Source organism: Bacteroides sp. 44_46 (assembly GCF_001915465.1).
GTDB classification, from domain to species: Bacteria; Bacteroidota; Bacteroidia; order Bacteroidales; family Bacteroidaceae; genus Bacteroides; species Bacteroides clarus.
Window position 1 is genome coordinate 393091 of sequence record NZ_MNQO01000002.1, and the last position, 19077, is coordinate 412167.

Annotated in this window: 10 protein-coding genes; 4 read left to right on the top strand and 6 right to left on the bottom strand. The window is 49.5% G+C overall.

Annotated elements, in window-relative coordinates:
* Positions 1 to 34 precede the first annotated feature (34 nt).
* Genes BHV73_RS02725 through BHV73_RS02740 form a run of 4 tightly spaced genes read right to left on the bottom strand, consistent with a single transcriptional unit; the run spans position 35 to position 7940 of the window.
* Positions 35 to 1618 (bottom strand): glycoside hydrolase family 32 protein, encoded by a 1584-nt coding sequence (locus tag BHV73_RS02725; RefSeq protein WP_278424275.1) that lies wholly within the window; start codon positions 1616 to 1618, stop codon positions 35 to 37.
* Positions 1619 to 1631: 13 nt separating this feature from the next.
* On the bottom strand, positions 1632 to 3038 hold the full coding sequence (locus BHV73_RS02730; protein ID WP_286736288.1) for a DUF4960 domain-containing protein: 1407 nt from the start codon (positions 3036 to 3038) through the stop codon (positions 1632 to 1634).
* Between the two features lie 49 nt (positions 3039 to 3087).
* Complete coding sequence (locus BHV73_RS02735) at positions 3088 to 4833, bottom strand: RagB/SusD family nutrient uptake outer membrane protein (protein WP_286736291.1); 1746 nt, start codon at positions 4831 to 4833, stop codon at positions 3088 to 3090.
* 26 nt (positions 4834 to 4859) lie between these two features.
* On the bottom strand, positions 4860 to 7940 hold the full coding sequence (locus BHV73_RS02740) for a SusC/RagA family TonB-linked outer membrane protein (RefSeq protein ID WP_286736389.1): 3081 nt from the start codon (positions 7938 to 7940) through the stop codon (positions 4860 to 4862).
* A 325-nt stretch (positions 7941 to 8265) separates the two neighbouring features.
* Here BHV73_RS02740 and BHV73_RS02745 point away from each other — a divergent pair, with 325 nt between their 5' ends.
* From BHV73_RS02745 to BHV73_RS02760, 4 genes are all read left to right on the top strand, one after another.
* The gene (locus tag BHV73_RS02745) at positions 8266 to 10122 is read left to right on the top strand and encodes a glycoside hydrolase family 32 protein (RefSeq protein ID WP_286736293.1); all 1857 of its coding nucleotides are present in this window, start codon (positions 8266 to 8268) and stop codon (positions 10120 to 10122) included.
* 13 nt (positions 10123 to 10135) lie between these two features.
* A complete protein-coding gene (locus BHV73_RS02750; protein ID WP_009122458.1) occupies positions 10136 to 11299 on the top strand; it encodes an MFS transporter in 1164 nt (387 codons plus the stop codon).
* A gap of 184 nt (positions 11300 to 11483) precedes the next feature.
* Positions 11484 to 12368, top strand: a complete 885-nt coding sequence (locus BHV73_RS02755; RefSeq protein WP_009122457.1) for a carbohydrate kinase family protein — start codon at positions 11484 to 11486, stop codon at positions 12366 to 12368.
* A gap of 51 nt (positions 12369 to 12419) precedes the next feature.
* Positions 12420 to 15158: a substrate-binding domain-containing protein gene (locus BHV73_RS02760; protein ID WP_087412783.1), complete on the top strand. Its 2739-nt coding sequence runs from the start codon at positions 12420 to 12422 to the stop codon at positions 15156 to 15158.
* Between the two features lie 43 nt (positions 15159 to 15201).
* Here the strand turns inward: BHV73_RS02760 and BHV73_RS02765 are convergent, their stop codons facing one another.
* Together BHV73_RS02765 and nifJ are read right to left on the bottom strand one after the other, a co-directional pair.
* The gene (locus tag BHV73_RS02765) at positions 15202 to 15393 is read right to left on the bottom strand and encodes a hypothetical protein (protein WP_009122455.1); all 192 of its coding nucleotides are present in this window, start codon (positions 15391 to 15393) and stop codon (positions 15202 to 15204) included.
* Between the two features lie 88 nt (positions 15394 to 15481).
* Positions 15482 to 19039 carry a pyruvate:ferredoxin (flavodoxin) oxidoreductase gene (gene nifJ, locus BHV73_RS02770; protein WP_009122454.1) on the bottom strand — a complete coding sequence of 1186 codons (3558 nt, stop codon included), beginning with the start codon at positions 19037 to 19039 and terminating at the stop codon, positions 15482 to 15484.
* Positions 19040 to 19077 lie beyond the last annotated feature (38 nt).

A 19077-nucleotide genomic window follows, 5' to 3' on the forward strand; every position in this document is an offset into this window, starting at 1 on the left:
TTCTTTTTAGTATTGGTATTCTTTTGTTTTCCATTTAGTAGCAGCTCACTTTTATGTCGCTCACCTGTATGCTGCCCGCATAAGAGTCTAACGACCAGCAATTTTTCTGTATGCCGTAGATGCGGTTGGTGTATGCCACGTTATCGTTGATATAGACGGTACATACGGAATTGTCCGTGCAGATGGTGACATGATAAATATTATCGGCGGGAACGGGAAATTTGTAGCTGTCTATTCCTGCGATGAATCCCATGCCTTCCTTCCCTTTCTGCTCGAAGTTGATTTTGCGGTTGCTGTTGTTGTCTTCCGGATTGATGATAAGGGAGTAGTATTTCCCGGAGTCTGTGCCGCGTACCAGGGAAATACCGAATACATCTTCGTTGCTTGAGGCTGTTACGGTAAATGTAAGCTTGTTGTGTACGTTCAGGCGGTTGAAAAGTACGTAGGCATCACCGCTGAGCGTATAGTTGCCGTTACTCTCGGCTACACCGGTTTCACTTTGCGCCATTACTTTCAGTGTGGCGTTGTCGGTGTACTTGTTCAGAATTCCGTCTACATATCCTAATGAGAGCGTGCCGTCTTCATGCTGGATAATCTTATGCATTACAAGATTACCCGCCCACTCGGGTTCGGCAGGAGCAGCGCCGACAGCCGTATTGTCATTGCCGGCACGGGTGGGACACCAGCCCCAAATGTAACGGTCGGTTCCGTTGCTTGCCGTTTTTCCGGCATAGAAGGCACGGGAGTCGAGCACACCCTCTTTGTTGTCGGGGAAAGTAGGTGCGGCGGTCATTTGTTTCAGTTCGTCCAGCGTACTGCCTTTGAAGTAGCATACCTTGCGTGATACGGCATTCTGGTCGGAATACACGAGGTACCACCAGTCGCCCATCTTGAATACATCGGCACATTCGTAGAAGCGGTCGGCGCCCCAGTGCATCGGCATGAATACGCCCGCGTGTTCCCATGTTTTCAAGTCGGTGGAAGTGTACTCGGCGAGTACTCCTATACCGTCTTTCTTAGTGGATACGATCATGTGATATTTGCCACTCTCGCTTTCGAAGATGAAAGGGTCGCGGAAGTCTTTCCGGCTGTAACCGTCATTGCTGCCGGGCAGGAAGAAAGTACGGTCTTTGCTCCACGTCTTGAAATCGGTGGAAGTGGCCCGCATCACGACTTCGGTGTCGGCTGTGTGTCCGGTGTAATAGGTATAATATAGCTTATTGGCTTCATCATAGAATGTACAGCCTGTACCTAAGGCCGCGTCGAGCTCCTCTTCCGTTCCGGTGGGGATAAGTTCACCCAATGAGGTGTAACTGCCGCCGTCTTTGGTACTTACCGCCCAAAACGGGTGGTAAGTGGTCTGATTGGGGCGGTACTCCTGTAAGTACATTATTTTGAAGTCACCGGCTTGCGGGTCGTAGAACGGCATGGGGTCGCCCACGTAGCCCAGTTGCGGTTTGTAGTAAGTGCCGAACATGTTTTCATCGGTCGGCTCGAAATAAGTGGCGGTGTTGTCCCAGTCCTTTTGGGTGAGCACGGGAGCGTTATCGTCGTTGCAACTGCCGAGGGTTGTACCCAGCAGCGCGGCGTATGCAAGTGTGTATATCATTGTTTTCATTGTATGTCAGTCTTTATTTACCGGTTAGATAATCGATTGCATTTTTGGTGAACTTGGCTACATTGCCGTGGTATGGGTCTTTGGATGTGTCGATGCCTTCCGAATACCAGTCGTAGCAACCGGAACCGATGCAGAAGACGCCGCCCTTGCCGCCGTCGGCCGGATATTCCCAAACCACGATAGCTCCGTCGCCACCGTAACCTAAGGCTTGGCCGCCATGTTTCCGAGACCAGTCGGCCTCATCGTTGTAATCTCCCCAAGGGTTCGCTCCATCTTGCGAGCGTAAATGCCATTGAGCGGTAGTGTTGGTGATTCCGTAGCCCTTACCGCAGGTATATACGGCATTACCCTCGTGTATACCTTGATAGGCAGGGTGATTTTCATGTCCTTGTATAAAGAAACTCCACGGCTCTGCGGTGATTTCGGGTTCGGCTTCCGTGTGTCCGAGCCAGCAGTTGTTGGGATTCTTATTGTCTTTGGCCGCTCCCAGATTGACGGCGTAGAAAGTGGCGTATCGTGTCAACAACAAGTTCATGCCCTGCTCATAACGTGTTTTAATCGCATCGGCAGCAGACAAGGCGGCCGGAGCAGCCGTTTCGAACTTGTTCATATCATCGATGGTGGCGTCTGCATGGAAATGCCACCACAACACCTTACATTCACTTAAATCCGCGTTGCCTGACGCTATGTCGCTGAAAGAAACATATTGCGCGTCTTTCACATTGAACAGCATCCACGTCGCCGCTTCTTTCTCTTCGGGGTTCAGTCCTTCGATGGTGGAAGCGAGGCCTGCATAAACCGCTGCCGGCTTGCCTGCGGGTGTGAGTACCTTTACGGTATAGACAGCCGATGCCATATTGTTGGATACGATGAAGTCTACCGGACGGCTGAAGTCCATGGCGGTTCCTCCGGCAGGGGCTACGATGGCTCCTTCGGTGGCGGTGTAGGTGGGGACGAGCTTCGTTATATCGGCCGAAGCCGGTACCTGAACCAGAATGTTCTGGTTTTGCTGGTCGATGATGCCGCTATACATATCATTCAGTTGGAATGTCAGAATCCGCGCTTCATCGTATCTCGTTTGGATGACGTATTGCTGGAATACGTTGCCATTGGCTACTTTTACAGTCTGTGTCATGTTCAGATTCAGTACATCTCCCTGCTTGAGGGTCGCCTCGGCGCCTGCCGGCAGTTGTATGTCGGTCACTGTCATTGCCGCCATATCGTAGTCTTCCGGCAGGGTGATGGTGATAGTCTCTTTTTGAGGGTCGATGATGCCGGAGTAGTTGTCCAGCGCAAAGGATTTGATGGCGGTGTCTTCGTTCAGTCTGAGCGCGCTGCTGTTGTCATCGCTGCATCCCGTAGCCAATAATAGAATGGCTGTGAGGAAAGACAGGTTAAATATATTCAGGATTGATTTCATTCTTTTCTGTTTTTGAAGGTAAAACGATGTTTCCATTCCCGCAGAGGAGTTACCAGTTGCCGCAGTTCTGTACATATCTTCCGTTGCTGGCACTGATTTGCGCAAACGGTATGGGCAGGTACTCGTTTTTGTTTTTGGTAAACGAGGCGTTGGAGTAGATACTGCAATCGGCTGCTTCTTCGGCATAGTACTTGTTCAGTACTTCGGCCGCTTCACCCCAGCGTACGAGGTCGAAGAAACGGTCGCACTCCATGGCAAGTTCCACACGACGCTCGAACTTCAGCATTTTCAAGGCATCGGTTTGGCTGTATGTACCGTTGTAAGGCTCTACCTTAATCTTTACGCCATAGTCCTCGGCATAATTCTTTATCACACTGGTACTTGCGGTAACGCTCTGACCGGCACGGCTACGTACTTCGTTTATCAGGCTTACGGCTTCTTCGATCCGGCCGTCGTTCAGTTGAATCAGAGCTTCGGCACGCATCAGCAATACGTCGGCATAGCGCAGTACGATGTGGTTCATAGGCGTGCCCCAATAACTACCTTTCACCAGATAACCGCCGTCGGGGTCTACGTTCTGTTTCAGGGTGACGTTATAGCCGTACAGACCGCCGCTACGGCTCCATGTATTGTTTTTCTTCATCATGTATTTGGTGTTGAATTCGTAAGGAAACTCCGGCATACCTACCGTGAGGAACAGACGCGGGTCGGCGTTGTCCTCGGCCTTGTCGTAGTTCTTGGTGTTGAAGCTGTCGAATAACGGATGTCCGCCGGCATCGGTACGGAAAGCGTTTACCAAGTTCTGACTGGGTTTGTAGAAGTCGTTACCGCCGTCTGTCACACCCGGAATATTGGGTACAATCAGACCGTTGGACCAGTTACAGTTACCGTTCTTTGTTCCGTCGTTCATGGAGTATTGCATGGCCCACAGAGATTCCACGCCGTTTTCATATTCCGGTTCAGGACGGAAGTTGTTGTGAAAATCCGGTTCCAGACCATAGCCGCCTGCGCTCATGATGCTCTTGTCCGTGTATTTCACCACTTGAAGAAGGTCTTCCGCATTAATGGAAGTTACTTCGTTGGTGGCATCATCGTCCTGACGGTATGCTTTGTACAGATATGTTTTTGCCAGATAAGCCGCAGCGGCAGCACGGGTAGGGCGTCCTTTGTCCTCTTGGGTAACCGGCAGGTTCTTGTAGGCGAACTCAAAGTCTCCGGCTATCTCCGCCCAGCTCTCGTCGTTGGTATAGACATCGTTGGACAAGTTGTTATAACCTTCCTGATCCAGCGTCTCATCATTGGCTATGACTATCTTCTTGAAAAGCTGTTTCAGCAGGAAATGTCCGTGTCCGCGCAGGAAACGCATTTCCGCGATACGCTGTTGCTTTTCCGGGTAGGTGGCTTCGTCCATCCCGTTCAGAGATTTTAAAGCCATGTTTACGCGTGAGATGCTGTTGTATAACCGTTGCCAGATGTCGCTGATGTTCCATGCGGTGGTCATGATACCTTGCGAGGTTTCCAACGCGTGAAACACATCGCCGTCTTCCGTACCGTTGCCGCCTTTGTAAGCGTCATCCGAGCGGACATCGTAGTTCCATAAGGAGAAAGAGGAGTTGATATCCTCGGCGCTGATCCATACGGCGTATGCCGAAATCACCAGGTTGTCTATATAAGCCGGGTCTTGCAGTTGTTCTTCGTCCACACTTCCCTGCGGTGTCTGGCTTTCCAGGAAGTCGGAGCATCCGGTGCATATCCATGCGAGTCCGAAGATAAGGGTATATACTAAATTCTTCATGGTTTTTCTATTTGTTGTTCATTGTATTAAAAGCTGACGTTCACGCCAAAAGTGATATTCAAAGGAATGGGGTAGCCGTAGTTCACGTTTTCCGGGTCTACTCCGGTGAAATCTTTGCTCTTGATGGTGAGCAGGTTCTGTGCGCTGAGGTAGAAGCGCAGGCGCTCCATGCGGATTTTCTCCGCCCATGCTTTCGGTACGTTGTAGCCTACCTGCAGATTACGCAGTTTCAGGAATGAACCGTTCTCCACATAATAGGTGGATACGCGTTTCTCGTTGTTACTGTCGTTACGGGCAAGCGCCGGAATGTCGGAACCGGGATTGGCGGGCGACCAGGCATCGAGTACGCGTTTACCTTTGTTCAGGAAGCCGATGTTGAGGCCGCTCCACAGGTCGGTCTCTTTCTTTAAATCACTGATGATGTCTACTCCTTGCACGCCTTGCCAGAACATAGTAAGGTCGAAGTTCTTATATTCCAAATAGATATTGATACCGTAGCTGAAAGCAGGCGTAGGGTCGAATATCCATTGCTGGTCTTTCTCGTTGATGATACCGTTGCCGTCCAGGTCGCGCCAGCGGATGCGTCCCAAGCCTGCACCTTCCTGAGTGGCGTGGTTGTCGATTTCTTCCTGTGACTTGAAAAGGCCGTCGGCTACGTAGCCTACCTGCGCCCCGTTGGGGTGTCCTATCACACTTTCCACGCCGTTTCCGCCGAAAGTTCCGTTGGCCGCTACCGTAGCGGGCAAGGCGGTGATTTTGTTGCGGTAAGAGGAGAGGTTTGCATTGATGTCGTACTTCAGTCCGAATTTTGTACTGTTGCGGTAGCCTAAGTTCAGTTCAAAACCCTTGTTTTCCATTTCACCGGCATTAATCCACTGCTTGCTTCCTTCACCCATGGTGGCGATGCCTGCCATTTCTACCAGAATGTCGGTCGTCTTTTTATAGTACCAGTCGAACGAACCGTACAATGTCTGGTCGAAAAGGGAAAAGTCGAAACCGAGGTCGGTTTGTGTGGTGGTTTCCCATTTGATACCGTTGTTGCCGAGTTGGTCGCGTTTGAAACCGGATTGAAGAATGCTTCCGCCATTGCTTCCCGTGATGTCGTAGGAAGTTCCGTAGCTTCCGCCGCCGTTTTCCGTTCCGGCGTAGTTGGGCACATAAATCGTATAACGGGCGTTGTTGCTGATTTCCTGATTACCGGTCTGTCCCCAGGACGCGCGTATTTTCAAATCGTCCAGCCATTGGATGTTTTTCATGAATTCTTCCTGACTGAGACGCCAGCCGGCGGAAACCGACGGGAAGGTGGCATAGCGGTTGTCCTTGCCGAAGCGTGAAGAACCGTCACGACGTACGGTAAGCGACAGCAGATATTTGTCGTTGTATGTATAGTTCAGCTTTCCGAAGAAAGAAACCAGCGAGTAACCTTCGCCTGCACCGTAGGACTGCGCCGTGCCTACACCGGCATCCGGCCACATATAGTCGGGCGTAAGGATGGAAAAGTTTTCTTTGTAACCTGAGAAATGTATATCGTCCTCACGGTTCAGCTCCACACCCAACATTACGTCTCCACGGTGTTTGCCGACTTCCATGTTATAGGTGGCGATGGCATTCCACATCCATTTGGTCCAATGCTCTTGCTTTGCCTCTATGGCATTCTTGTCGTTGGCTACGTTACCTTCCGTGATGGGATAGGTAAAGATGCGTTGTTGCTTCTGTGAGTAGTCTATGCCGAACGTAGAGCGGAGATTGAAGTTCTTGAACGGGTTCAGGTTGACGTATGCATCGCCGAACATGCGCCAGTATGTGTAGCGGTTGTCGGCGTTGCGTTGCAGGCGCGCTACCGGATTTTCGCGGTCGGGATAGCCGCTGACGGGGCCGGCAAATTCACCTTCGGTAGTATATACCGGTAGTGAAGGATTGGCTTGCAGCACGTTTTGCAGGAATCCGCCGGGAGCTTGCACTTCGCTGGTACGGTTTACGGTGAAGTGCTCGCCTACGGTCAGCAGATTGTCTATCAGCTTGTAGTCGGCATTCATACGGGCGGATATACGGTCGAAATCGGTATCTTTGATGATACCCAGATTCTTGTAATATCCTAAGGAGAAGAAAGAAGAACCTTTCTCCGAGCCGTTGCTCACGGATACATTGTATTGTTGGATAATACCTGTGCGTGTGGTACGGTCGAACCAGTCGGTGTCTGCGGCGGGTACTGTGCCGGCGGCATCCAGATACTTGCGCATGCTGATGCCGTTGAGTTGCGGGTAACCGTTTGCGCCGTAGTTCCAGTCATAGAGGTAGCCCAAGTTGTTGGTGTTCGGGTCTTGTCCTTCGTTCACGTAGGCTTGCCACATGGCGCGGCCGTATTCTTCGGTGTTCAGCACTTCCAGCTTGTTGGTGTACATGGAAGCGGAAACGGAAGCGTCGAAGTTAATCTTGAGTTGCCCTTCTTTACCTTTCTTTGTGGTAATGATGATGACGCCGTTGGCGGCGCGGCTACCGTAGATAGAGGCGGAAGCGGCATCCTTCAGTACCTGTATGGATTCGATGTCACTGCCGTTCAGTTCGTGCATACCGCCTTTGGTGGGTACGCCGTCGATGATGTAGAGCGGGTCGTTGTTGTTCAGCGTACCTACGCCGCGAATACGGATGGTGGTACTGCCGCTCGGATTACCGTCGGCCGTAATGTTCATGCCCGGTACACGCCCCTGCATGGCTTTCATCGGATTGTTTTCGTTCTGCTTGGCTATCTCGTCCATGCTCACTACGGAGATGGAACCGGTAAGGTCGGCCTTGCGCTGGGTGGTGTAGCCGGTTACTACTACTTCCTGCAACATTTCCGAATCCTCGTGCATGATGACGGTCATGGATGTTTCCGCTTTCAGGGTCAGTGTTTGGTAGCCTATATAAGAGAAAGTGATTTCGGAGCCCGGCTTTACGGTGAGGGTGAAGTTGCCGTCTATATCCGTAATCGTTCCGTTGGTTTTATCTGCCTTATCCACAACGGATGCCCCGATGATGGGGTAGCTGTCGGTAGCAGAAGTTACCGTTCCCTTTATTTGGATGTTTTGCGCATAGACAAAACCGCATAATCCTAAAAGGAACATCATAATGCTAAGTTTTCTCATACATTATAAATTTATTGTTAACAGTTATCTTGTGAATTCTCAAAACAGCTTTCCCGATCATGTTTTGATGTTGCAAAGTAAATGGTTTGTATTGAAACAGGCTATAAAAAATGATACGGATGCTGCGAAATTTGTTTCATGGTATGGGGCTGACCGCGCTCTGGAGATAGCCTGGTATCATTTTTAGCAGCATTTGTAACATTTGTGTTAGCCCTTTTCGCTTTTATTCCTTTTCTTTGCAATGTGCTTTCCCGAGCATTGAGCGAGTTCATAAAGTAAACATTAAATTTAATACCTGATTTTGAAAATGAAGCATTACTCCCATAGAACACTTCTTCCTTTTTTGGGAAAGGTTATTGTAACTTCTCTTATTATAATAATGAATATCGGCATTTGTGCGGCGCAGTCTGCCGGACTGAAAATCCATTATCTGGGTGCAAACCACAGTTTGGTGCAGGTGCGGGAACCGCAGAAGTATCTTTTGCTGCCGGTGGAAGAGGCTGCTCCCGAAGCTACCGTCAATGTATTGGTGAACAATAAGACAGACCGGAGTTTTCAGGTTCGCCTGGCTGTCAACCGTATCGACTATCTCGTTCCGTTTGATTTGGAGCAGTATAAAGGCAAGACGGTAACTTTAGATATTCATACCGGCAACAGCCGTGCCAATGTACGTGATGCCATGGCGGATGCCTGTTGGAAAGAATTGAGGCTTTCCGATACGTTTGATGATGCCAACCGTGAGGAATTTCGTCCTCTTTACCACCATTCTCCCCTTTATGGCTGGATGAACGATCCTAACGGGATGTTCTACAAGGACGGAGAATACCACCTCTACTACCAGTGGAATCCATACGGTTCCATGTGGGGCAACATGAACTGGGGACATTCATCCAGCAAGGACTTGATAAGCTGGCAGCATCATCCGGTAGCCATACAGCCCAACGGCTTGGGCACTGTGTTCAGCGGTAGCAGTGTGGTGGATAAGGATAATACGGCAGGTTTCGGAAAGGAAGCTGTGATTGCCATTTATACTTCGGCGGGAGCCAGCCAGATGCAAAGCCTTGCGTATAGTCTGGATAACGGAATGACTTTCCATGTCTATGAAAACAATCCTATCATTGCCGCCGACAAGGAATGCCGCGACCCGAATATGTTCTGGCACGAGAAGAGCGGTAAATGGATTCTTATTTTGGCGGCCGCTCTGGAAAAGGAAATGTGGATATATTCCTCTCCCGATTTGAAGAACTGGACGAAGGAGAGCAGCTTCGGCCATGGATATGGCGCGCAGGATGGCGTATGGGAGTGTCCGGACCTCATGGAATTGCCCGTTCGCGGAACAGACCGTACAAAATGGGTACTGATTTGCAATATCAATCCCGGTGGACCTTTCGGCGGAAGCGCGGCACAGTATTTTGTCGGTGACTTTGACGGGAAGACCTTTACTTGCGATACCAAGCCCGAAATAACCAAATGGATGGATTACGGTAAAGACCATTATGCCGCCGTATCCTGGAGCAATGCGCCCGAAAAGCGACATACCGTGATTGCCTGGATGAGCAACTGGCAATATGCCAACAATGTACCTACCAAACAGTTCCGCAGCGCCAACACATTGCCGCGCGACATCGAATTGTACGAAGGCGGTGACGGTGAGCTCTACCTGGCCGTAACCCCTGCACCGGAAGTAAATGCATTGCGTGCAGGCAAGGCGTTGAAATACGGCTCTTTTTCTGCCGGAACAAAGAAGGTTTCCCGAAAACTTCCGGCCGAGAACAGCGGTATCTGTGAGATTAACCTCGAGCTGGTTCCCCGTTCGGCAGGTAAAGTATACATTACACTGTCCAATGATAAGGATGAACGGACTGTGATGACTTACGACTTGGAGAACTCCACATTCAGCATGGACCGTACTGCAAGCGGACTTACGGATTTCAATAAGGATTTCCCTGCCATAACCGTAGCTCCCTGTCCGGCAGAAGCCAAGCTGCGTCTGCGTCTGTTTGTAGACCGTTGCAGCGTCGAAGCTTTCGAGGGTGACGGACGTTTTGCCATGACAAACCTTGTATTCCCGCAGCATCCTTACACTACCGTTTCCGTTGCCGTAGATAAAGGGCGTTGCAAAGTCAACGACTTGACTGTAAATTCTTTAAAAGTTAACAACTAAATTCCGATATCTTATGAATAACAATAATAATTCGCTTGCAAAGCTGCTTCCTATGATGCTTTGCTTCTTCGCCATGGGGTTTGTAGACCTTGTAGGCATCGCTTCCAACTATGTAAAAGCAGATTTAAACCTAACTGATTCCCAGGCAAATATATTCCCTTCTCTTGTGTTCTTCTGGTTCCTTATCTTCTCCGTACCTACGGGTATGTTGATGAACCGCATCGGACGCAAGAAAACGGTACTTCTCAGTTTGGTCGTGACTTTTGCATCCCTGTTGTTGCCGGTTTTCGGAGACGGGTATGCGCTGATGCTGATTTCGTTCTCGTTACTGGGTATCGGTAATGCGTTGATGCAGACATCGCTCAATCCGCTGCTTTCTAATGTTGTCAGCGGCGAGCGGTTGGCCAGTTCGCTGACTTTCGGACAGTTTGTAAAGGCGATCGCTTCTTTCCTTGCTCCTTATATCGCCATGTGGGGGGCTACGCAGGCTATACCTTCGTTGGGTATGGGCTGGAGAGTACTGTTTCCCGTTTATATGGTGATAGCGGTTGTCGCTATCCTATGGCTGGGCACTACGTCTATTCGTGAAGAAAAGGAAGAAGGACGTCCCTCTACTTTCGGCGAATGTCTTGCTTTGCTGGGGAAACCGTTTATATTGCTTTGTTTTCTGGGTATTATGTGCCATGTGGGTATCGATGTAGGTACGAATACCACTGCACCCAAGATATTGATGGAACGTCTGGGTATGTCGCTTGCCGATGCGGGGTTTGCAACAAGTCTTTATTTCATTTTCCGTACGGCAGGTTGTTTCCTCGGAGCCTTTATTTTGCAGAAGTTATCTGCGCGAACTTTCTTCGGAATCAGTGTGTTGTGTATGCTGGTGGCGATGATAGGGCTGTTCGTTTTCCAGGAGATGACGATGATATATGTGTGTATCGCTCTGATTGGTTTCGGCAACTCGAATATTTTCCCTGTTATTTTCTCGCAAGCGTTGCTGGCGATGCCGCAGAAGAAGAACGAAGTCAGCGGGTTGATGATTATGGGGTTGTTTGGCGGTACGATATTCCCGCTTGCCATGGGTGTGGCAAGTGACGCTATCGGTCAAAGCGGAGCGGTGGCCGTGATGACGGTGGGAGTACTGTACTTGTTTTTCTATATGATGAGAATGAAACGCTGACACTTTTGCGAGCGACTCTGCAAGGTATTGTGAGAGGGGGGTATCTCAGTCGTATACAGAGATACCCTGAGTATACGACTGAGCCTATCTGTGTATACGACTGAATAGGGCTCGATATGCGACCCTGTTTCTTTACCTTTTGCAATAACGATGACAATATGTAAAACTGTAAAATAATAATATCATGAATCAGATTGTAGTAGGAATGGGTGAGGCGCTTTGGGATTGCCTGCCCGAAGGAAAGAAAATCGGCGGTGCTCCGGCAAACTTTGCCTATCATGTATCGCAATTCGGCTTTGACAGCCGCGTAGTCAGTGCGGTAGGCGCTGATGCCGACGGTGATGAAATACTGGAAGTGTTTGCGCAGAAAGGTCTGCGTACGCAGATTGAACGTGTGCCTTATCCTACGGGCACGGTGCAAGTGACGCTCGATGCGATGGGCGTGCCCTGTTATGAAATAAAAGAGGGTGTGGCTTGGGACAATATACCTTTTACGGATGAGCTGAAACGTCTGGCTCTGAACACGCGCGCCGTATGCTTCGGTTCTTTGGCGCAGCGCAATGAGGTCAGCCGCATTACGATAAACCGTTTTCTCGATACCATGCCGGACTGTGAGGAACAATTGAAGATATTCGACATCAACCTGCGTCAGGGCTTTTATACCAAAGAGATACTATGTGACTCTATGCGTCGTTGCAATGTCTTAAAAATCAATGATGAGGAGTTGGTGACAATCAGCCGTATATTCGGTTATCCGGGTATCGACTTGCAGGACAAGTGCTGGATTCTTCTTGCTAAATACAATCTGAAAATGCTTATTCTCACTTGCGGTACAAACGGCAGCTATGTATTTACTCCGGGAGTTGTATCGTTCCAGGAGACCCCGAGAGTGCCCGTTGCCGATACGGTAGGCGCAGGCGACTCATTTACCGCTGCTTTTACATCGGCTGTTCTTAGCGGTAAACCGGTGCAGGAAGCTCATAAACTGGCAGTGGAAGTTTCAGCTTATGTATGTACGCAGAGTGGGGCGATGCCGGAATTGCCGCAGGTATTGAAAGACAGAATCTGATTTTTTTGTTATCTTTGCTCATCTGCAATCACTTAAACTCAGCGAAAGAAGATGAGACGATATATTTACCTGTTACTGTTTGTTCTGTTGGTATGTGGCGGCATAGTGACTTCCTGTTCCCGGCATGAAGTACGTTTCCATATCGGAGTATCGCAATGCAGCGATGACGAGTGGCGCCACCAGATGAATAATGAAATGTTGCGTGAAGCTCTTTTCTACGATGGCGTAGAAGTGGAGATACGTACAGTGAAAGATGATAATGCCAGGCAGGCAGAGGATATCAGACACTTTATAGAGGCGGGAGTGGACTTATTGATAGTCGCTCCCAATGAAGCCGAACCCATAACCCCGGTTGTAGAAGAAGCCTACGACCGGGGTATCCCTGTTATTGTGGTAGACCGCAGAATCCTTTCCGAAAAGTATACCGCTTATGTCGGAGCCGACAATTACGAAATAGGCAAGGCGATAGGTAAATATGTGTCCAATATGCTTCATGGAAAAGGTACGGTAGTAGAGATTGCGGGGTTGGCGGGTTCTACTCCTGCCATAGACCGCCATGAAGGATTTATGAGTGTCATATCCGCTTGTCCGGACATTCGGCTGCTGGCAAAAGAAGACGGTGCTTGGTTGCGCTCGCGGGCAGAAGAGAGAATGGATATTTTGCTCGACCGTTTTCCGGAAATAGATGTCGTTTATGCCCAAAACGACCGTATGGCTGCCGGAGCATATGCGGCCGCCATGCGCCGGAAAAGGGAAAAGGAGATGCGTTTTGTCGGTACGGATGCCATTCCCGGTGAGGGCTACGGGGTGGAACAGGTACTTTCGGGCGAATTGGATGCCACATTTATCTATCCCACAGGCGGTGACCGTGTCATGCAGATCGCGATGGATATTCTGAATAAACGGGACTTCCCCCGCGAAACGATTCTGAATACTTCGGTGGTAGACCGTGATAATGCGCTTATCATGAAGATGCAGACTGCCCATATCAGTTCACTCGATGAGAAGATTGAAACCTTGAACGGAAAAATCAATCAATATCTGGCACGCTATGCCACGCAGCAAGTAGTTTTGTATGGCAGCCTGCTGGTGCTTCTGTTGGCCGTGGGATTGCTGGTTGCCGTTTATCTTTCCTTGCGTACGAAGAATAGGCTGAACCGTGAGCTTTCCCTTCGGAAGGAACAACTGGAACAACAAAGAGACCAGCTGGAACAGCAGAAAGACCAGTTGGAACGGCTCTCTCGTGAACTGGAGGCCGCCACGCATGCCAAACTGGTATTCTTCACCAACGTTTCCCACGATTTTCGTACGCCGTTGACCTTGATTGCAGACCCCGTAGACCAACTTCTTGCCGACCGCTCTATTAGTGAACAATCGCACCAACTGTTGGAGCTGATGAAGAAGAATGTACATATTCTTTTGCGCCTTGTCAATCAGATTCTTGATTTCCGCAAAGTCGAGAACGGGCGTATGGAACTGCACCTTGAACCCTTTGATTTACTGAACAGCTTTGAGGGGTGGAATGATTCGTTCCGTGTGGCTCTGCTTAAAAAGCATATCGCTTTCAGCTTTGAACCTGCTCCCGGTGTAGACTATCGGATGCTGGCGGATGCCGAGAAAATGGAACGCATTTATTTCAATCTTCTTTCCAATGCGGTGAAGTACACACAGGAGAATGGAAAGATTGTGGTACGCCTCGAAGCGGAAGACCGTCACTTCCGGTTGTCGGTATTCAATTCGGGCAGTTATATTTCCACCACTGATGTCGAGGCTATTTTTGAACGTTTCTATCAGGTAGGCGGCCATCAGGCCGGTACGGGTATCGGTCTCGCCTTGGTGCGTGCTTTTGTGGAAATGCATGGCGGTAATATCATGGCGCACAGCAATGAGAAAGGAACTACTTTCACCGTCACTCTCCCGAAACGGGATGTGTCGCAGTATCATCCCGCCGTACCGACTCTGCCTGCCGATGAGAAAGATATTGCGTCCACATTGGTAGATGCGGATATTCCGACAGGAGAGGGGATGACGGAGGATGATTGTCCGACGGTGCTTGTCATTGATGATAATGCCGATATACGCCATTATGTCAAGGCTTTGCTTTCCAAGGAATATCGCGTACTGGATGCGGCGGACGGCGCGGCAGGCATCCGTCTTGCCATGAAATATGTGCCCGATGTGATTATATCCGATGTCATGATGCCCGGTATGGACGGTCTGGAATGTTGCCGTCGTCTGAAAGGGGAATTGCAGACTTGTCATATCCCGGTTATCCTGCTGACTGCCTGCTCGCTCGACGAACAGCGTATACAGGGTTATGAAGGCGGTGCGGATTCTTATATATCCAAGCCTTTCAACTCGCAACTGCTGCTCTCGCGCATCAGGAATCTTATTACGAACCACAGACAGTTGAAACAATTCTTCGGTGACAGCCAGTCGATAGAGAAAGAATCTATCAGCGAGCTTGATAAAGATTTTGTTACCCGTTTCAAGGCTTTGGTGGGCGAGAAGATGAAAGACCCGGAACTGAATGTTGAAGATTTGGGACGTGATATGGGAATGAGCCGCGTACAGCTTTACCGCAAACTAAAGTCGCTTACCAACTATTCTCCCAATGAACTGTTGCGCCAGATGCGCTTGAAGAAAGCCGCTTCTTTGCTTGCCGCTTCCGATATGACTATCGCCGAGGTTGCTTATGAAGTAGGCTTCTCATCGCCGTCTTATTTTACGAAATGCTATAAGGAACAGTTCGGTGAAAGTCCTACCGATTTCCTGAAACGCAAAGGATGACATAGCCCGCCGGCAAAACGAATTTCAGTTATCGTATTGTCTTTCATTTCAGCATTTGCGGCAAATTATCCCTACCCCAGAAGTAATATACGGCCAAGCCGATCCAGCTGGTCAGTATCACGAGGATGATTGCTACCAACCTCTTTTCGGTAGCGATGCCTCTCCATCGCCATATTTCCATTGCCGCCCTGATTGTCAGGATGACGCCGATTATCCAAATAATAAATCCGATCATACTATTTTCTTTCTTTTGTAAACAAATAGAGACTGCGTCCGGTTCACGGAGCAGTCTCTATTTTAGTGTATTATTTCAGTATCTGAAATTATTCGGCAACTTCAGCGCCCCAGTTTTCTTTAGACAGACGCTTGTAGCTGTTGTAACGCCATTTAGCGTTTTCTTCAGCAGCCTTGAACAGCTCGTCGGCTTCCTGCGGATATTGTTTCATTACGGATGCGTAACGAACTTCACCCTTCAAGAAGTCTTGGAAGCCTGTCCAATCCGGTTCTTTGCTATCCAGCGTGAACGGATTCTTACCTTCAGCTTCCAGAGCCGGGTTATAACGCCACAAGTGCCAGTAACCGCACTTAACGGCTTTTTCTTCTTCAGCCTGGCTCTTACCCATACCTGCCTTCAAACCGTGGTTGATACACGGAGCGTAAGCGATGATGAGTGACGGACCGGGATATGCTTCTGCTTCGCGGATAGCCTTCAAAGTCTGAGCCTGATCGGCGCCCATAGCGATTTGAGCAACATATACATAACCGTAAGTGGTAGCCATCAGACCGAGGTCTTTCTTGCGTACGCGCTTACCTGCAGCGGCAAACTTAGCGATAGCGCCTACCGGAGTAGCTTTAGAAGACTGACCGCCGGTATTGGAGTAAACCTCAGTATCCAGAACGAGGATGTTAACGTCCTTACCGCTTGCGATTACATGGTCGAGACCGCCGTAACCGATATCGTAAGAAGCACCGTCACCACCGATGATCCACTGGCTGCGTTTAACCAGATATTGAGACAGACCTGCGATAGTCTTGCAGTTGTCGCATTTGTCTTTGGCAGCTTCTACCATAGGAATGATCTTTTCAGCCAATTCCTTAGTCTTGTCCGCATCGTACATGTTCTCAATCCAAGCCTGGAATACTTCTTTGTATTCAGCCGGAGTACCTTCTGCCGCGATAGCTTCTTCCATAGCCTTCACGATACGTGCACGCATCTTTTCGTTAGCGAGCTCCATACCCAGACCGAATTCGCAGAAGTCTTCGAACAGTGAGTTAGCCCAAGCGGGACCATGACCCTTTTCGTTCTTGGTATAAGGAGTGGAAGGAACAGAACCTGAGTAGATAGAAGAACATCCGGTAGCGTTAGCAACCATTTCACGGTCACCGAACAACTGAGAAATCAGTTTCACATACGGAGTTTCACCACAACCTGAGCAAGCGCCGGAGAACTCGAACAACGGAGTTGCGAACTGAGAGTTCTTAACGTTAGCCTTGATGTCAACCAGGTGTTGTTTGCTCTTCACGTTTTCTGCACAGTAAGTCCAGTTGGCAGCTTCTGCCAGTTGGCTTTCAAGATGCTTCATGGTAAGAGCCTTGCCACCCTTCTTCGGGTTGCCCGGACAAACATCGGCACAGTTACCGCAGCCCAGACAGTCGAGAACGTCAACCTGGATACGGAATGTCATACCGTCGAATACCTTGCCGACAGCTTTCAGCTGGGCGAATTCAGCGCCCTTCTGCTCTTCAGCGTCGAGAACGAACGGACGGATAGAAGCGTGAGGACAAACGTAAGCACACTTGTTACACTGGATACAGTTTTCAGGATTCCATTCAGGAACGAAAGCTGCCACACCGCGTTTTTCGTATTTAGCCGTACCTTGTTCCCAAGTACCGTCTTCGATACCCTTGAACGCAGATACTTTCAGCAAGTCGCCGTCCTGTGCGTTGATAGGACGAACCACTTCGTTGATGAATGCAGGGTCGTTGTTTTCTGCTTTGGCGTCGTCAGCGAGGTTAGCCCAAGCCGGGTCAACGGCGAGCTGCTTGTATTCGCCACCACGGTCAACGGCAGCGTAGTTCTTGTTCACTACGTCTTCACCCTTCTTGCCGTAAGACTTAACGATGAATTTCTTCATCTGTTCAACAGCCTGTTCTACGGGAATTACACCTGTGATACGGAAGAATGCGGACTGGAGAATGGTATTGGTACGGTTGCCCAAACCGATTTCCTGTGCAATCTGAGTTGCGTTGATATAGTAAACAGAAATATTGTTCTGCGCGAAGTATTTCTTCACCTTGTTGGGCAGGTTCTTAGCCAACTCTTCACCTTCCCAGATGGTATTCAGCAAGAATGAGCCGTTCTTGCGCAGACCACGGGTTACATCGTACATGTGCAGGTAAGCCTGAACGTGGCAAGCCACAAAGTTCGGAGTATTTACCAAATATGTGGAGCGGATCGGAGTATCGCCGAAACGCAGGTGAGAACAAGTGAAACCGCCTGATTTCTTGGAGTCGTAAGAGAAGTAAGCCTGGCAGTGCTTGTCGGTGTTGTCACCGATAATCTTTACGGAGTTCTTGTTGGCGCCTACTGTACCGTCAGCACCCAAACCGTAGAACTTAGCTTCGAACATACCTTCGCCGCCCAATGCGATTTCTTCTTCCTGAGGAAGAGAAGTGAAAGTAACGTCGTCCACAATACCGATAGTGAAGTGGTTCTTCGGCATCGGCATGGCCAGGTTCTTGTAAACCGCGATGATTTGTGCAGGAGTAGTGTCCTTAGAACCCAAACCGTAACGGCCGCCTACGATAACCGGAGCGTTTTCCGCACCGTAGAAGCAGTCTTTTACATCGAGATACAACGGTTCGCCGTTAGCGCCCGGTTCTTTCGTACGGTCGAGTACGGCAATCTTCTTGGCAGTTTTGGGAACGGCGGCAAGGAAGTGCTTGGCAGAGAACGGACGATACAAGTGAACGGCAACCAAACCAACCTTTTCGCCATTGGCAACGAGGTAGTCGATAGCTTCGCGGGCAGCTTCCGTTACAGAACCCATAGCGATGATTACGCGTTCGGCATCTTCTGCGCCGTAGTAATCGAACAAACCGTACTTGCGGCCTGTGATTTTGGAAATCTCGTTCATGTATTCCTCAACGATAGCGGGAACAGCCTCGTAGTAGTTGTTGCAGGATTCACGGTGTTGGAAGAAGTGGTCGGGGTTTTCGGCCATACCGCGGGCAACCGGGTTCATCGGGTTCAGTGCGCGTGCACGGAATTCAGCCAAGGCTTCCTGATCGATAAGCGGAGCGAGATCGTCGTTTTCCAACATTTCGATCTTCTGGATTTCGTGAGAAGTACGGAAACCGTCGAAGAAGTTCATGAACGGAACGCGAGACTTGATGGTAGCCAGGTGGGCAACACCTGCCAAGTCCATAACTTCCTGTACAGAACCTTCGGCCAACATGGCGAAACCTGTCTGACGTGCAGACATTACGTCCTGGTGGTCACCGAAGATACACAGTGCATGGCTTGCCAAAGTACGTGCGGATACGTGGAATACGCAAGGCAGGAATTCACCGGCAATCTTGTACATATTCGGTATCATCAGCAACAAACCTTGTGAAGCGGTGTACGTGGTAGTCAGCGCACCTGCCTGCAAAGAACCGTGAACGGCACCGGCAGCACCACCTTCGGATTGCATTTCCTGTACCAATACTGTTTCGCCGAAGATGTTTTTGCGACCTGCGGCAGCCCATTCGTCTACGTATTCAGCCATCGTAGAAGAGGGAGTGATAGGATAGATGGCGGCTACTTCTGAGAACATATACGAGATATGCGCTGCAGCCTGATTACCATCACAAGTAATGAATTTCTTCTGTTTAGTCATAACTAAATTGAATTTATTAAGTAAAAAAATCTCTTTGT

Coding starts and splice junctions, on each gene's coding strand:
- BHV73_RS02760 (WP_087412783.1), top strand. CDS start 12,420: ATGAGACGATATATTTACCTGTTACTGTTTGTTCTGTTGGTATGTGGC.
- BHV73_RS02755 (WP_009122457.1), top strand. CDS start 11,484: ATGAATCAGATTGTAGTAGGAATGGGTGAGGCGCTTTGGGATTGCCTG.
- BHV73_RS02750 (WP_009122458.1), top strand. CDS start 10,136: ATGAATAACAATAATAATTCGCTTGCAAAGCTGCTTCCTATGATGCTT.
- BHV73_RS02735 (WP_286736291.1), bottom strand. CDS start 4,833: ATGAAGAATTTAGTATATACCCTTATCTTCGGACTCGCATGGATATGC.
- nifJ (WP_009122454.1), bottom strand. CDS start 19,039: ATGACTAAACAGAAGAAATTCATTACTTGTGATGGTAATCAGGCTGCA.
- BHV73_RS02740 (WP_286736389.1), bottom strand. CDS start 7,940: ATGATGTTCCTTTTAGGATTATGCGGTTTTGTCTATGCGCAAAACATC.
- BHV73_RS02745 (WP_286736293.1), top strand. CDS start 8,266: ATGAAGCATTACTCCCATAGAACACTTCTTCCTTTTTTGGGAAAGGTT.
- BHV73_RS02730 (WP_286736288.1), bottom strand. CDS start 3,038: ATGAAATCAATCCTGAATATATTTAACCTGTCTTTCCTCACAGCCATT.
- BHV73_RS02765 (WP_009122455.1), bottom strand. CDS start 15,393: ATGATCGGATTTATTATTTGGATAATCGGCGTCATCCTGACAATCAGG.
- BHV73_RS02725 (WP_278424275.1), bottom strand. CDS start 1,618: ATGAAAACAATGATATACACACTTGCATACGCCGCGCTGCTGGGTACA.